The sequence below is a fragment of the Clostridia bacterium genome, assembly GCA_024653205.1.
GTDB lineage: Bacteria > Bacillota > DSM-521 > Neomoorellales > SLTJ01 > JANLFO01.
The window spans coordinates 69,926-83,827 of the sequence record JANLFO010000010.1 but is presented as its reverse complement, the minus strand read 5'-3'; the positions used below and the strand labels follow the sequence as shown (position 1 = coordinate 83,827).

General features: G+C 65.2%; 13 protein-coding genes, 1 tRNA gene and 3 pseudogenes. 9 read left to right on the top strand and 8 right to left on the bottom strand.

Annotated elements, in window-relative coordinates:
• Nucleotides 1-80 precede the first annotated feature (80 nt).
• Nucleotides 81-1,427 (bottom strand): DNA recombination protein RmuC, encoded by a 1,347-nt coding sequence (gene rmuC, locus NUV99_06945; GenBank protein ID MCR4419847.1) that lies wholly within the window; start codon nt 1,425-1,427, stop codon nt 81-83.
• Between the two features lie 198 nt (nt 1,428-1,625).
• Here rmuC and NUV99_06940 point away from each other — a divergent pair, with 198 nt between their 5' ends.
• From NUV99_06940 to pfkA, 6 genes are all read left to right on the top strand, one after another.
• On the top strand, nt 1,626-1,889 hold the full coding sequence (locus NUV99_06940) for an AbrB/MazE/SpoVT family DNA-binding domain-containing protein (protein ID MCR4419846.1): 264 nt from the start codon (nt 1,626-1,628) through the stop codon (nt 1,887-1,889).
• Nucleotides 1,886-2,272, top strand: coding sequence for a type II toxin-antitoxin system VapC family toxin (locus NUV99_06935; protein MCR4419845.1), 387 nt, complete (start codon nt 1,886-1,888; stop codon nt 2,270-2,272). Before NUV99_06940 ends, NUV99_06935 begins: the two co-directional genes overlap by 4 nt.
• Before the next feature lie 113 nt (nt 2,273-2,385).
• Nucleotides 2,386-5,793, top strand: coding sequence for a DNA polymerase III subunit alpha (locus NUV99_06930; protein MCR4419844.1), 3,408 nt, complete (start codon nt 2,386-2,388; stop codon nt 5,791-5,793).
• Between the two features lie 24 nt (nt 5,794-5,817).
• The gene (coaD, locus tag NUV99_06925; GenBank protein MCR4419843.1) at nt 5,818-6,327 is read left to right on the top strand and encodes a pantetheine-phosphate adenylyltransferase; all 510 of its coding nucleotides are present in this window, start codon (nt 5,818-5,820) and stop codon (nt 6,325-6,327) included.
• A gap of 17 nt (nt 6,328-6,344) precedes the next feature.
• On the top strand, nt 6,345-6,575 hold the full coding sequence (mtrB, locus tag NUV99_06920; GenBank protein ID MCR4419842.1) for a trp RNA-binding attenuation protein MtrB: 231 nt from the start codon (nt 6,345-6,347) through the stop codon (nt 6,573-6,575).
• 87 nt (nt 6,576-6,662) lie between these two features.
• On the top strand, nt 6,663-7,622 hold the full coding sequence (pfkA, locus tag NUV99_06915; protein MCR4419841.1) for a 6-phosphofructokinase: 960 nt from the start codon (nt 6,663-6,665) through the stop codon (nt 7,620-7,622).
• Nucleotides 7,623-7,629: 7 nt separating this feature from the next.
• Here pfkA and NUV99_06910 read toward each other — a convergent pair whose 3' ends face one another.
• Entirely contained in the window at nt 7,630-8,283 is a 654-nt protein-coding gene (locus tag NUV99_06910; protein ID MCR4419840.1) for a hypothetical protein, read from the bottom strand.
• Between the two features lie 220 nt (nt 8,284-8,503).
• On the opposite strand from NUV99_06910, the gene NUV99_06905 reads away from it, so the two are divergent.
• Nucleotides 8,504-9,049: a hypothetical protein gene (locus NUV99_06905; protein MCR4419839.1), complete on the top strand. Its 546-nt coding sequence runs from the start codon at nt 8,504-8,506 to the stop codon at nt 9,047-9,049.
• 85 nt (nt 9,050-9,134) lie between these two features.
• The gene (locus NUV99_06900; GenBank protein ID MCR4419838.1) at nt 9,135-10,028 is read left to right on the top strand and encodes a cation diffusion facilitator family transporter; all 894 of its coding nucleotides are present in this window, start codon (nt 9,135-9,137) and stop codon (nt 10,026-10,028) included.
• A 63-nt stretch (nt 10,029-10,091) separates the two neighbouring features.
• Here the strand turns inward: NUV99_06900 and NUV99_06895 are convergent.
• The 3 pseudogenes from NUV99_06895 to NUV99_06885 all read right to left on the bottom strand — a co-directional run bounded on the left by NUV99_06895 (nt 10,092) and on the right by NUV99_06885 (nt 10,787).
• A pseudogene (locus tag NUV99_06895) lies at nt 10,092-10,272 on the bottom strand (hypothetical protein).
• Between the two features lies 1 nt (nt 10,273).
• Nucleotides 10,274-10,444: pseudogene (locus NUV99_06890) on the bottom strand (sigma-54 factor interaction domain-containing protein).
• Nucleotides 10,445-10,505: 61 nt separating this feature from the next.
• A pseudogene (locus NUV99_06885) lies at nt 10,506-10,787 on the bottom strand (hypothetical protein).
• Between the two features lie 220 nt (nt 10,788-11,007).
• Here NUV99_06885 and NUV99_06880 point away from each other — a divergent pair.
• Nucleotides 11,008-11,093 (top strand) — tRNA-Leu (locus tag NUV99_06880).
• 160 nt (nt 11,094-11,253) lie between these two features.
• Here the strand turns inward: NUV99_06880 and NUV99_06875 are convergent.
• The 3 genes from NUV99_06875 to coaE form a co-directional block, all read right to left on the bottom strand.
• Complete coding sequence (locus NUV99_06875; protein ID MCR4419837.1) at nt 11,254-12,060, bottom strand: copper transporter; 807 nt, start codon at nt 12,058-12,060, stop codon at nt 11,254-11,256.
• 74 nt (nt 12,061-12,134) lie between these two features.
• A complete protein-coding gene (locus NUV99_06870; protein MCR4419836.1) occupies nt 12,135-13,175 on the bottom strand; it encodes a nicotinate phosphoribosyltransferase in 1,041 nt (346 codons plus the stop codon).
• Nucleotides 13,176-13,203: 28 nt separating this feature from the next.
• Complete coding sequence (gene coaE / locus NUV99_06865; protein MCR4419835.1) at nt 13,204-13,890, bottom strand: dephospho-CoA kinase; 687 nt, start codon at nt 13,888-13,890, stop codon at nt 13,204-13,206.
• Nucleotides 13,891-13,902: the final 12 nt, after the last annotated feature.

Here is a 13,902-nt window from a genome sequence, read left to right as displayed (position 1 = left end):
TAGTTTGGTCGGCGAGGTGACAGTACGAACGGGGAGCACCCGGTACCGCCCGTGGAAATGGGGATAACTCAGCTTACCGGCTAATCCGCCGATGCCTGCTGCACCTCGCGGAAGACCGGCTCCACTTCCTCCACCGGCTTGGGCTCCCGCTGGGCCCGTGCCGCTCCCAACTCCTTGAGCCTGCGCGCTCCGGGCAGCAGCCGGCTCTGCCAGGAGCCCACGGCCTCGTTGTAGGATCTCACCGCCGCACTCAGGCCCTTGCGCAGTCCCTCCAGGTGATCGGCGAAGGTGATCAGGCGCTCGAAGAGTTGCCGGCCGGCTTCGATGACCTTCTCGGCGTTTTCCGTGGCCTGCCGCTCCTGCCACCCGTAGGCCACGGCCTTGAGCAGCGCTACCAGGGTGATGGGCGTGGCCAGGAGTACGCGGCGGTTGATGCCGTCTTCGATGAGGTGGGGATCGGATTCGACCGCTGCGGCGAAGAAGGGCTCGCCGGGCAGGAAAAGCACTACCAGGTCCGCGCCCGGCCGGAACTGGTTCTGGTATTCCTTGCTGCCCAGGGCGATCATGTGGCTCCTCACCGCCTGGGCGTGACGGGTGAGCGCCGCCCGGCGGGCGTCCTCGTCTTCGGTTTCCACCGCGTCCAGGTATGCTTCCAGCGGGGCCTTGGCGTCCACCACGATGGCCCGGCCGTTGGGCAGGTTGACCACCAGGTCGGGGCGGCGGCGCCCGTCCTCGGTCTCCGCGGTGGGCTGGGTCACGAAGTCGCAGTAGGGACTCATGCCGGCCATCTCCACCACCCGCTGGAGGGTTATTTCCCCCCAGCGGCCGCGCGCCCGGGGAGAACGCAGGGCGGACACCAGCCGGCCGGTTTCGCTCTGAAGCTGCTGCTGGGCGCGGCTGAGTTCCTGGAGGTGCCGGGTGAGGCTGCCGTAGGCTTCGGCCCGGGTCTTCTCCAGCTCCTGAATCTGGCGGTCGTACCGCTCCAGGGCCTCGCGCAGGGGGGTAACCAGGGCCTCTATGGCCTGCTGCCGGCGGCCCAAGTCGCCCTGAGCTTCGGTCAGGAAAACCTCCAGGGTCTTTCTTGCCAGCTCCAGGAAGGCCTGATTGTTGTTGCGCAGGGCTTCGGCGGCCAGAGCGCCGAAGGTGTGGGTGAGTTTCTGGGTGGCCTCGTCCAGGAGGCGCTTCTGCTCCTCTATGTCCTTGCCCGCCTCGGCCAGGAGCGTTTCCGCCCGCACGCGGGCCGCCCTCTCGGTTTCGAGGTCCGCCCGCTGCCGGCCCAGTTCCTCTTCGGTCCTGGTGAGTGCTTGCCTCAGTTCGGCCGCCAGTCCCTCGGCGGCGCGGGCCCGGCTGCCCAGCAGGGCCCAGGCGACGAGGAAGCCTACCGCCAGGCCTATCAGGGCGACACCTGCGACGGTACCCGTAGCCATGCCCCCAACGCCTCCTCCGGATAATCCCACCTAATGGTAGCACTAAGCCAGGCCTCGGCGCAAGCTGGCCGCCTCCAGACTTCCGGGCGTATTCCTCTTTTCGAAATAGAAGCCTTTGTTCCCGCTGGCGATTGGTGCTATAATGAGGGTAGTAAGAAAGGGCTTACCTAGTCTTACCCGGGAAAGGAGCGGCGTCGGGTGAAGAGCGTCGTAAGGGTATCAAGTAAGGGGCAGATCGTTCTGCCCGCCGCAGTGCGGGAAAGGGCCGGCATAAACAGGGGGGACGCCCTGGCCGCCAGGGTCGTCGGCGGCAAGGTGGTCCTCGAACCCCTGGGAAAGAGGGAAGTCGCGGACTGGTTGGGAGTACTCCGGGATACGGCAGGGATATGGCCAGACGTTGACCCGGATTATGTTTCTAGGCTGCGGCGCGCAGCGCAGGAAAGACTGGAGGAGAGGCAGTGAGGGTAGTTTTCGATACCGACGTGCTTATCGATCACCTGCGCGGCTTCGCGCCTGCCACCACCTACCTTTTCAAGTGCCAGGAGATGGAGCGGTGGATAAGCGCGGTGACCGTCATGGAACTGTACGCTGCGCCCGGTATCAGTTCGGAGCAGCAGGAAAAGATGTCGCGCCTGTTTGAGGGACTGACCGGGGTGGCCGACGTAACCGCGGACACGGCCCGCGAGGCCGGCGAGCTTCTGGCTAGGTACGGGAAGAGCTCCGGCCTAAATCCGGTAGACGCCCTCATAGCGGCGACGGCGCTGGATATGGATGCCGTGCTGGTCACCAGGAACAGGAGACATTTTGACTTTATTGCTGGGCTCATAGTAGACAGCCCTCACTGACCGGGCATGAAACCAGCCGGAGGAAGCAGATAAACGGGGATGGGCCGGGCCCGGTAGAAGGACTAGGGGCGCCGTGCTATAATGGGGCCGGAAGAAACCACCGGGTGGGTCCCATGGGGGCAGATTTCGTTCACCTGCACCTGCACAGCGAGTACAGCCTTTTGGACGGCGCCTGCCGCCTGGAAAAGGTGGTGGCCGAGGCGGCCCGTCAGAACATGCCCGCCCTGGCCATCACCGATCACGGGGTCATGTACGGGGTGGCCGATTTTTACCGTTTGGCCAGGCAGCACGGGGTAAAGCCGATCCTGGGCGCGGAGGTTTACGTGGCCCGGCGCAGCCGCTTTCACCGCCAGGGCCAGCAGGAAGAAAGCCCCTTCCACCTGGTGCTCCTGGCCCGGGACTATACGGGCTACCAGAACCTGTTGCGCCTGGTTTCCCGGGCCTACCTCGAGGGGTTCTACTACAAGCCCCGGGTGGATCGCGAGCTTCTGGCCGAGCACCGGGAGGGACTTATCGCCCTGAGCGCTTGCCTGGCGGGGGAGATACCCGCCTTGTTCCTCAAGGGCCGGGAGGAGGAGGCGGCGGCGGCCGCGGCCTGGTATCGGGAGGTCTTCGGGCCGGAGAACTTTTATCTGGAGCTTCAGGACCACGACCTGGCCGAGCAGAAGCGCGCCAACCGGTTCCTGATCGAGCTTTCGCGCCGCCTCGATCTGCCGCTGGTGGCCACCAACGACGTTCACTACCTGCGGCGCGAGGACGCCGCCCTGCACGACGTGCTCCTGTGCATCCAGACCGGCAAGACTCTGGAGGACAGCAAGCGGCTGGAGTTTCCCACCCAGGAGTTCTACTTCAAGACGCCCGAAGAGATGGCCGCGCTCTTCGCCGAGGTGCCGGAGGCGCTGACCAGTACGCTGGCCGTTGCCGAGCGCTGCGAGGTGGAGCTGCCTTTCGGCCGGCTGCACCTGCCCCACTACCCGGTGCCGGAGGGGCATACCGCCGAGACCTTTCTGCGGCACCTGTGCGAGCAGGGGCTGAAGGACAGGGGCCTTTTCCACCGGGAGGACTACCGGCGGCGGCTGGAGTACGAGCTGGACGTGATCTTCAAAATGGGATTTGCCGGTTACTTCCTGGTGGTCTGGGATCTGGTGCACTTCGCCCACCAGGAGGGAATATTGACCGGTCCCGGCCGGGGCTCGGCCGCCGGCAGCCTGGTAGCCTACGCCCTGGGCATCACCCAGATCGACCCTCTTCGCTACGACCTGCTCTTCGAGCGCTTCCTCAATCCCGAGCGGGTGACCATGCCTGACATCGACATAGACTTCTGCTTCGAGCGGCGGGGCGAGGTGCTGGACTACCTTACCCGGCGTTACGGCGAGGACCGGGTGGCTCAGATCATCACCTTCGGCACCATGGCCGCCCGCGCCGCCATCCGGGATGTGGGCCGGGTGCTGAACGTTCCCCTCCCCGAGGTGGACCGGCTGGCCAAGCTGGTGCCGGCGGAACTGGGGATCAGCCTGGACCGGGCGCTGGAGGGAAGCCCGGAGCTGAGACAGGCCTACGAGGCGGACGAGCGGGTGCGGCAGCTGGTGGATTACGCCCGGGCCCTGGAGGGTACGCCCCGGCACGCCTCCACCCACGCCGCCGGAGTGGTGATCGCTCCTGAGCCCCTGGTAAACTTCCTTCCCCTGCAGAAAACCCCGGACGGTCCGGTGACCACCCAGTTCCCCATGAACGTGATCGAGGACCTGGGGCTCCTGAAGATGGACGTTTTGGGCCTGCGCACCCTTACCGTGATCGGCGATACCTTAAGGCTAATCTCCCGGAACGGCAAGCAAGCTCCGGATATGGAGAGCCTTTCCCTCGAGGATCCCAAGACCTACGCCCTGCTTTCCTCGGGAGAAAGCGTGGGCGTGTTCCAGTTGGAAAGCAGCGGCATGCGGACCCTGTTGCGCAGCCTGCGCCCGGAGCGGTTCGAGGACCTGGTGGCCCTGGTGGCCCTATACCGGCCGGGTCCTCTGGGCAGCGGCATGGTAGAGGACTTCATCCGCCGCAAGCACCGCCAGGTGGAGGTAAAGTACCTGCACCCGGCGCTGGAGCCCATTCTGCGCGACACCTACGGGGTGATCCTGTACCAGGAGCAGGTGATGCGCATCGCCAGCGAGCTGGCCGGCTTCAGCCTGGGCGAGGCGGATCTTCTGCGCCGGGCCATGGGAAAGAAAAAGCCGGAGGTTCTGGCCGCCCAGCGTTCCCGCTTCCTGGAGGGGGCGGCGGCCAGGGGTGTAGCCCGGGATACGGCGGTTCAGATCTTCGATCTCATGGAATACTTCGCCGGCTACGGTTTTAACCGCTCCCACAGCGCGGCCTACGCCCTGGTGGCCTACCAGACCGCCTACCTCAAGGCCAACTACCCGGTAGAGTTCATGGCCGCCCTGCTCACCAGCGTGCGCAACCACCCGGACAAGGTGCCGGTATACATAGAAGAGTGCCGCCGTATGGGCATCGAGATACTCCCTCCGGACGTGAACGCCAGCCAGGCGGATTTTTCGGTGTCCGGAAATGCCATTCGCTTCGGCCTGGCGGCGGTCAAGAACGTGGGGGAGGGCGCCATCGCCTCCATCCTGGAGGCCCGCGCCGAGGGCCCCTTTGCTTCCCTGGCCGATTTCTGCCGCCGGGTAGACCTGCACCAGGTCAACAAGCGGGTGATAGAAAGCCTGATCCGGTGCGGGGCCATGGACAGCCTGGGGGTGGGCCGGGCGCGCCTCTTGGCCGGCCTGGACGCGTGCCTGGAGGCGGCCCAGAGGCGCCAGGAAGACCGCCTGCGGGGCCAGCTTTCCCTTTTCGATCTGGGCTCTCCGGAGGAGGATCTGGGTCCGGAGGTCGTTCTGCCCGAGGTAGAAGAGTTTTCGCCGCAGGACCTTCTGGGCATGGAGAAGGACATGCTGGGCTTTTACGTGAGCGGCCATCCCCTGGCCGAATACCGGGACCGGCTGGCGCTGCACGTTACCTGCCCCATCGCCGAACTGGGCCAACTGGAAGAAGGAACGGCGGTAGTGGTGGGCGGCATGGTGGCCCAGGTGCGCCGGCTTACCACCAAGAAGAACGAGGTGATGGCCTCCCTATTGGTCGAGGATACCACCGGCGGCGTGGAGGTGCTGGTGTTCCCGCGTCTGTGGAGTTCGGCGCAGGAACTGCTGGGTTCCGGGCAGGTGGTGGTGGTAGAGGGACGCACGGACGGAACCGAGGAAGGGGTGAAGATTCTGGCCGACCGGGTTCGTCCCCTGCCCGCGGAGACCAAGCTCAAGGTGGTAATCCGGCTGGAGCCGGACTGCGACGGAAGGAAACTGCGGGCCCTGCAGGCCGCCCTGCTGCGTCACCGGGGTCCCAACCCGGTGTACCTGTTCTTCCCCGGCCAGGCCAAGTACCTGCGGGTAGCCGAAACCTTCTGGGTCAGCGCCAGCGAGGAGTTGCGGCGGGAGCTGGAGGTGATTGCCGGTCCCGGAACCGTGGAATGGAAGGCCTAACCTAACAGGAAAGGGGCGCGATCCTTGAGAAAAGCCGTCTACCCGGGGACTTTCGATCCCATCACCAACGGGCACCTGGATCTCGTCGAGCGGGCGGCAAAGCTATTTGATCGATTGGTAATCGGCGTGGCGGCGGAAAACTACAAGCAGAACCTTTTCACCCTGGGGGAGCGCGTGGAACTGGTGCGGGCCACTACCGCCTGCCTTCCCAATGTGGAGGTGGTGGGCTTCGACGGGTTGCTCATGGACTTTGTGCACTCGCAGGGGGCCCAGGCCATCATCCGTGGTATCCGGGCGGTTTCCGATTTCGAGTACGAGTTTCAGATGTATCTCATGAACAAGAAACTGAACGAGCACGTGGAAACCATATTTCTTATGACCGCCAACGAGTACTCCTTTCTCAGTTCCAGCATTATCAAGCAGGTAGCTGCCCTGGGCGGTTCCATCAGCGGTCTGGTGCCGCCCCAGGTAGAAAAGGCGCTGAAGGAAAAGTTCAGGCGTCAGCCCTGCGGCTGGCCGGTCTTTAGGGACTGACGAGGGGGTCAGGAAGGATGGAGGAGCACCACTGGAGTACGAGCGATTACGTGGTGATCAAGGCTCTGGAAAACGGGGTAACCATCATCGGTCTCACCCGGGGCCGGGATACTAAGTCCCACCACTCGGAGAAACTGGATAAGGGCGAGGTGATGGTAGCCCAGTTCACCGAGTTTACCTCGGCCATAAAGGTCCGGGGGAGAGCCCAGATCTACACCCGCCACGGTTACGTGGAGACCGGTGACTAGGGGCGGGGCGGGCGGTTATCGGTTAGACTCGGGCCCCGATACGGTGCCGCACGGCATCGGTGGGGTCTATTCGGAGGGCACCGGAATTTGCGGCGTATAGGGGTGGTGACCAGCGGCGGAGACGCGCCGGGGATGAACGCCTGTATTCGGGCGGTAACGCGAAAGGCCGTCTATCACGGCCTGGAGGTAGTGGGAATCTCTCGCGGTTTTGCCGGCCTTCTGGAAGGGGACATGCGTCCCCTGGACCTGGCTTCGGTTTCGGACATCATCCACCGGGGCGGAACCATGCTGCGTACGGCCAGGAGTCTCGAATTCTACACCTCCGGCGGTCAGGATCGGGGGGCACAGGTACTTAAGGAAGCCGGGATTCAGGCGCTGGTGGTAATCGGCGGTGACGGTTCCTTCCGGGGTGCCCAGGCCCTTTCCCGGCGCGGGGTGGCGGTGGTGGCCGTTCCCGCCACCATCGACAACGACATCCCCGGGACGGACTACACCTTAGGGTTTGATACCGCCCTGAACACCGCGGTGGATGCGATCAACAAGATTCGAGATACGGCCACCTCGCACGAGCGCCTCTTCCTGGTGGAGGTGATGGGACGGCGCTCGGGGCAGATCGCGCTCCTGGCTGGGATTGCCGGCGGTGCGGAGGCCATTCTCATTCCGGAGATCCCGTTTGAGCTGGAGGCGGTGGTGGACCGCATCCAGCGCGGCCGGCGGCGGGGCAAGTTGCACAGCATAGTGGTGGTGGCCGAGGGCGTGGCCAGCGCCGTGGAACTGGGAAAGGTGATGGCCGCACGAACGGGGTTGGAAACCCGGGTGACGGTACTGGGGCACATTCAGCGGGGCGGCGCGCCGACCGCCTGGGACCGCATTCTGGCCAGCAGGATGGGAGCGCGGGCGGTGGAACTCCTGCTCGAGGGTAAGGCCGGCTACATGGTGGGCCTGGTGCGGGGAGAGATCGAGGCGCTAGAGCTGGACCGGGTCCTGGAGGGCGAAAAAACCATAGATATGGGCCTGTACGAGCTGGCCGGCGTACTGGCCCTGTGAAGCGGGGCTATCTCTGTCGGGAGCCGGACCAGGCTTCCGCCCGCACCCGGTGGTGGTAAAGCCTCACTACCGCCGGACCCGAGGGAAGGTCTGCTTCTAAAGGCAGGTAGCGCCCGGCCACGGCCACCTTGCGGCTGGCCAGGACCCAGGTCCATATGGCCGCCCGGGTGTTGTCCGGGTAACCGGCCAGGACGGTCCCGGCCAATTTGCCCAGTACGATGACGTGCCCGCCCGCCTCTACCCGGCCGCCGGGATTCACGTGCCCCAGGATGACTACGTGGCTCGGGTGCCGGACGGTCTGTCCCCCGCGCACCAGACCCTGTACCAGCATGGCCTGATGACTGGGCAGGGCAATTACCTCCGCCGTTCTTCCGGGAAGACCCACAACGGGTGAGGGTTTTTCCGGGCCGGGTGAGCGCAGGAGCAGCCCGTATTCGGCCAGGATCTGTGCCAGGGCGGGCAAATCCGCCTCCTGGGGCCGGTCGCGCCACCGGAGCTGACAGTCGGCACCGGCGAAGAAACCGCGCGCGGCGGCGAGCTTGGCCCGCAGTGCCTGAGCCAGCCGTTCTACCGGCGCCTCGGGATCGAGCAGGATTACCAAACCGTTCGCGGTTCCCCTGATTTCGACCTCGCTCTTCGATTTCATCGGAATTCTGGCCACCGGTGTCCAACCTCTCTTGGAGAGCATCCTGATACCGACTTGATGACGGGTACTTCGACGGCAATAGACCCAATTCCTGCCGCGCGACCCGAACCGCTGCAGGGACTTGTTCTATCGGTTTGGGGCAGGTAAGATGAGGAGGAAGGGGTCAGAGCCGACGCCCGCTGGAAAGGAGGAAGGCCGCCGCCACCGGGTGTGGACCGTAGGCGGGGCGGAAGTGATGTACTGGGAGGAGCCAGGACCGGAGAACACGGAAAGAACTTTGGAATTGGCGGTACGCCGCGCCAAGGAACTGCATATAGAACACCTGGTGGTAGCCTCGAACACGGGGCAAACCGCCAGGCTCTGCCTGGGTCGGGGACTGGAAGTCGTCTGCGTGACCCACCACGTAGGCTTTGCCGGCCCGGGTCGAGACGAAATGCCCCCCGAGGAGCGCGCGGCTCTGCAGGCCGGTGGCGCCAGGGTGCTCACCACTACCCACCTGATGGCCGGCCTGGACCGCGCCCTGCGCCTGAAGTTCGGGGGGCTTTACCCGGCGGAGATAATTGCCGCCAGCCTCCGGCTGTTGGGTCAGGGGGTAAAGGTGGGAGTGGAGATTGCCTGTATGGCCCTGGACGCGGGGCTCATTCCCTACGGCCGGGAAGTGGTGGCCGTGGCCGGCACCGGTCGCGGAGCGGACACCGCCCTGGTGGTGCTGCCCTCGCACTCCAACACCTTCTTTGAGACTCAGGTGCGGGAGATCATCTGCAAGCCCAGGCAGCTTTAGCAGCTTGCCTGTTGCCGGGGCCTCCGGTTGCCTTTTCGGTCATGTCTCAGAGCCGGAGAACTACTGACGAGAGAGGTTGTATCTGTTGCAGAATCACCGTCAGATTCAAAAGGTCCTGGTAGCCACCCTGGCGGCCAACGTGGCCGTGGCCCTGCTCAAGATCGTGGTGGGAAACCGAATCGGGAGCGCCAGCATGGCGGCGGACGGCTTCCACTCCCTGGCCGACGGGGCTTCCAACGTTGTGGGCCTTATCGGGATCAGCCTTGCCTCCCGCCCGGCCGATGCCGATCACCCTTACGGTCACCGAAAGTTCGAAACCTTGGCCGCAGTGGGGATTGCCGCCCTTTTATTCTTTGCCGCCCAGAACGTGGTGGTGGAGGTCATCGGCCGGCTGAAGGCCCCGGTAGCGGTAGATGTCAGCTGGTATAGCTTCGCGGTCATGGCCGCTACCCTGGCCGCGAATCTCCTGGTCGCCCGCTACGAATATCGGGCGGGAAAGCGCCTGCGGAGTGAATTCCTGGTAGCCGACTCCTACCACACCAAGAGCGACATTTACGTTTCTCTTTCCGTGGTGGGCACCCTGGCCGCGGTACGTTTCGGTTACCCGGAGGTGGACCTGGTTACCTCACTGGTTATTGCCGCGTTGATCGTTCGTGCCGGCTACATGGTATTGAAAGAAGCGGCCGGCGTGCTGTGCGACCGGGCGATAATCGAACCCGGGGCGGTAGAGGAAGCGGTACTCTCCGTGGAAGGTGTGAAAGCCTGCCACGCGGTGCGCAGCCGCGGCCGCGAAGACGACGTGTCCCTGGACCTGCATCTCGAGGTGGAGGGGGCCATGACGTTGGAGGAGGCGCATGCGCTCTCCCACCAGGTGGCCGCCAGGCTCAAGGAAAGATTCCCGGAGGTCACGGACGTTCTGGTGCACGTGGAGCCGGCGACGACGGGAAAAGGATCAACCGGTGCCGCACGGAAGACCTAGCAGGAACGAGAAGGGGCCGAGGAGACCGCAGTTTGGCGGTTCCCCGGCCCCGCGCAGGGTGTTTTAGATCCCTAAGGCGGTGCGCTTATTGCGAATGTGAGCCTCGATCCCGTCGACCACCTGTGCCGGATCGTCTCCCACGGCTATCCGGCCCCCGGTAAGCCGGGCCACGTCCTCGGTCAAGAGCTTGACCACTTCGGGCGAGCCGGTCACCGGCGGTGGGCGATACGTGGGTGTACAGGCCAGAGGGGAACCACGCACAGGCGGTAGTATAGGTCCTCACGGAACTCTCCCCGCGCTACCATTTCCCTCAGGTCTCGGTTGGTGGCGCTTATGACCCGCACGTGCACCCGAACCGTTTTTTCGCTTCCTACCGGCTCGAAGGTGCCCTCCTGCAGGACCCGCAAGAGCTTGACTGCGCACCCGGTCGCGGATTTCTTCCCGGCACCGGCGCAGGGCGCTCAGGCGGGCCTCGTCCGGCCCCTCGGTTGCCAGGGGATCCGCCAGGTCCCACCACAGAACGCCGTGCAGCCCGTGCAGCACCGGCTCGCGCTGCCGCAGGTGGGTGCTGAGTATCACGGTGAGGTCAAAGCTCTCGCCGGCCATCTCCGCCAGAGCCCGTCCCGGTTCCTCCGGCATTTCTAAGCCCAGCTCGGCTAAGACCCGGCGGGCCAGGGGGTGAGGAGGCCCCGGGCGCCGCCCGGCGCTTACTGCTTCCACGTCCGGGGGAGCCACAAGCCGGGCGAAGACCCGGGCCATGGGCGCCCGGCAGGCGTGGTCGTCGTCTACGAAGAGTATCCTGGGCATGACTCCCCTGCCCCCCTCGTTCCGAGTATAGGATTACGCCGCCGGGCCGGTCTATCCTTTCGCACCCCGGAAAACCAGACCGTGTTCGGGAGGGCGGGGATAACTCGGCCGGGCCCGTGGTCTTGACTCGGGACGGTACCCGTGCTACCATTTAAGCGGGATGATAACCGGTGTCCGAGTGGCGGAACTGGCAGACGCGTACGTTTGAGGGGCGTATGGGTCAGTCCCGTGCGGGTTCAAGTCCCGCCTCGGACACCAAGAAGAGAAAAGTGATGAGCCTGCTCCCGTCACCGTGAGCAGGCCTCTTGCTTCTTGGCCGGGTTTGCGCCTCCCGCCCTCCCGAGACGGGGAAAACCAGGACTGCCTTCGGGAAGGTGGGGATAACTCAGGTTTGGCACAGGTGGACGGTAGGGCAGGGCTACTGTGTGGGCGCGGAAGCGAGTAGGGCGGCAACCACGGCCGCGCGGCCCCAGGGCTCCTGCACATGGCCTACCGTGGTCGCGCCCTGCCGGTGGTAGGCGACGAGGGTGCGGGCCTCGGACGGAGTGGCCGCCACCACCGGGCCGCCGTACCGGTGCCAGTAGCCGGCCAGGGAGAGAAGTAGCTGGCGCCGGGGCGACTTGGCCGTCGCTTCGTCATCTTCCAGGATGACCAGCGCGCCGCCCGAGAGGTCCTGTCCTTCCGGGCTCCACCAGCCCTGGGCGCGCCCCCACTCCAGGAGGTCACCGGCCGAGAGTTCTCCGGTTAGTGCCCGCCCTACCTGTTCCCCGAGCATGCGGGCCAAGCGCTCCGGCGGGGAACCGGCAGAGGCACCCAGTCGCCTGGCTATTTCGGGCCAGGAGATACGGCTGCAGTCCAGGAAGGCGCAACTCAAGAGGGCCCCGGAGCGGCGCAACGTCTCCTCCAGCTCCGGGGAGCGGTCTTCGACGCCAGCGACCACGGTTACGGCTGCCCCGCGCAAACGGCCGTCCAGAAGAGAGGGCAAAACTTCAGCCGCCAGGATGCGGGCGCGCTCCAGGGCCTGGCGCGCCTGTTCTGTCTCCTGGCGCAAGCGGGTATTGTCTTCTTTGAGGCTTAAGAGGTCGGCCTCCAGCCTCGCCAGCATGCCGCTTTGCTGGCTGAGGACCGCCTCGCTCCCCACCACCATACTTCCGATCAGGATGCCTATACCCAGGGCGAGGAATACGGCCACCAGCGAGGTGACGTAGTACTTCCAATCCGGCACGCTGCCGCCTCCGGCAGAACTGGTTCATAGCTAATTATTCCAGGAACACGCGGCAGCTATGCAGGCAAGGAGGGTCACTTGACCCGTTGCAGTTTGGGATTAAGAGTGACGCCGGGTATACGGCCGCGCTTGGTGAAGGGCCGGCCGCGTACCACCTTGAGATCCAAGGTCATGTCGATGGGCGGAGCGCTGGATATATAGCTGCCTACACCGAAAGCATCGGCTCCGGCCTGGCGCAGGCGGGCTATACGCTCCGGGTTCAGACCGCCGGAGACGAATATGCGTACGTGGTTGTATCCGGCCTGATCCAGCCGTGCCCGTACCTCCCGCACCAGTTCCGGGGTGACCCCGCCGCGCTCACCCGGGGTGTCCAGGCGCACCCCGGCGAGGTCCCTGCCCAAGGCCTCGGCCACTCTGAGGGTTTCCTCGGCCTCGTCCTTGAAGGTATCTACCAGTATTACGCGGGGAGCGTCCGGAGGCATTACGCGGTGGTAGGCCAGGGCACCCTCCACCGTATCGCCCACGATCAGGAACATGGCGTGGGGCACGGTTCCCACCGGCTCCTTACCGGCGAGCTTTGCCGCCAGAATGCAGCTGGCACCGTCGGCGCCCCCGACGATGGCCGCGCGTTCCATTACCGGCGCTACCGCGGGATGCACGTGGCGGGCCCCAAAGCAGAACACGGCCGCCTCCTGGGCCGCCTCCTTGGCCTTCCTGGCTGCGGTCGCCCAGCCGCTGGAATGGGCCAGGATACCCAGAATGGTGGTCTCGAAAAGACCGAACTGATCGTAGGGGCCTACCAGCCGCATCACCACTTCTCTTTCCTCGAAGGCGGTTCCTTCGGTGAGGGACCAGACCTCTACCGGCCGGTCGGCCAGGAGATTCAAGACCTCGGGAAGTCCGGCGAATATCCCCTCGCGGCGGGCGAAGATTTCCGCCGCTACCGGGGTGTCGGCCTGGCCCAGGGAGCGGAGGATCTCGTAGGTGCGGACGAAATAAATGTCGGTGGTGGCGCCGGTGGCTATTTCCTCGTGGGTGGCGGAGAAGAAAGGCCGCCGGGAGTCGACGGTCAGTTCTTTGACCTGCTTGAGGGTAGTGATCAGCTTGTCGGTCATGGGTCTCACTCCTTCGGGTTCTCGGGTTTCATCGCCCCGAGAGATCGTTTGCGCCGACGTCGCCTTCGGCCCCGTTTCCGACCGCCTCTCGCCACAAGGCCAGCACCTGACGCCAGGTTTGTTCCTCCGGGCCTTCGTTGTCGATTACCCGGTGGGCGCGCCTGAGCCTTTCCTCCAGGGGCATCTGGGCGGCCAGGCGCTGTCGGGCCTCTTCCGGCGAAAGCCCGTCCCGTTCCACGAGACGTCTGATCTGGGTTTCTTCGGAGACCTTTACTACCCAAACTTCGTCCACCAGGCGCTCCATTCCTGCCTCGAAAAAGAGAGCCGCGTCCACCACCGCCACCCGGCACCTGCCCTCTCGGGCCAGACTTTCCAAAATGGCCGCGGTTTGCTCCACCACCCTGGGGTGGGTAAGCCGGTTGAGCAGCTGCCGGGTCTCCGGGTCGCCGAAAATGCGGCGGGCGAGAGCTTTGCGGTCAAGCTCTCCGTCCGGTCGCAGGATTTCCCGGCCGAAGTGACGCACGATGTCCCGCCAGGCGGGCCGCCCCGGTCTGACGATTTCCCGCGCCAGGACGTCGGCGTCCACGATGACCGCCCCCAGGCGGGCCAGCATGCGGCTCACCGTGCTCTTGCCGCTGGCTATGCCTCCGGTCAGACCTATTACGAACATGGCCGGTGTGGGAGCCAGATCCCTCCCTCGACCTGATGTATCCACAGTCTGCCCTGC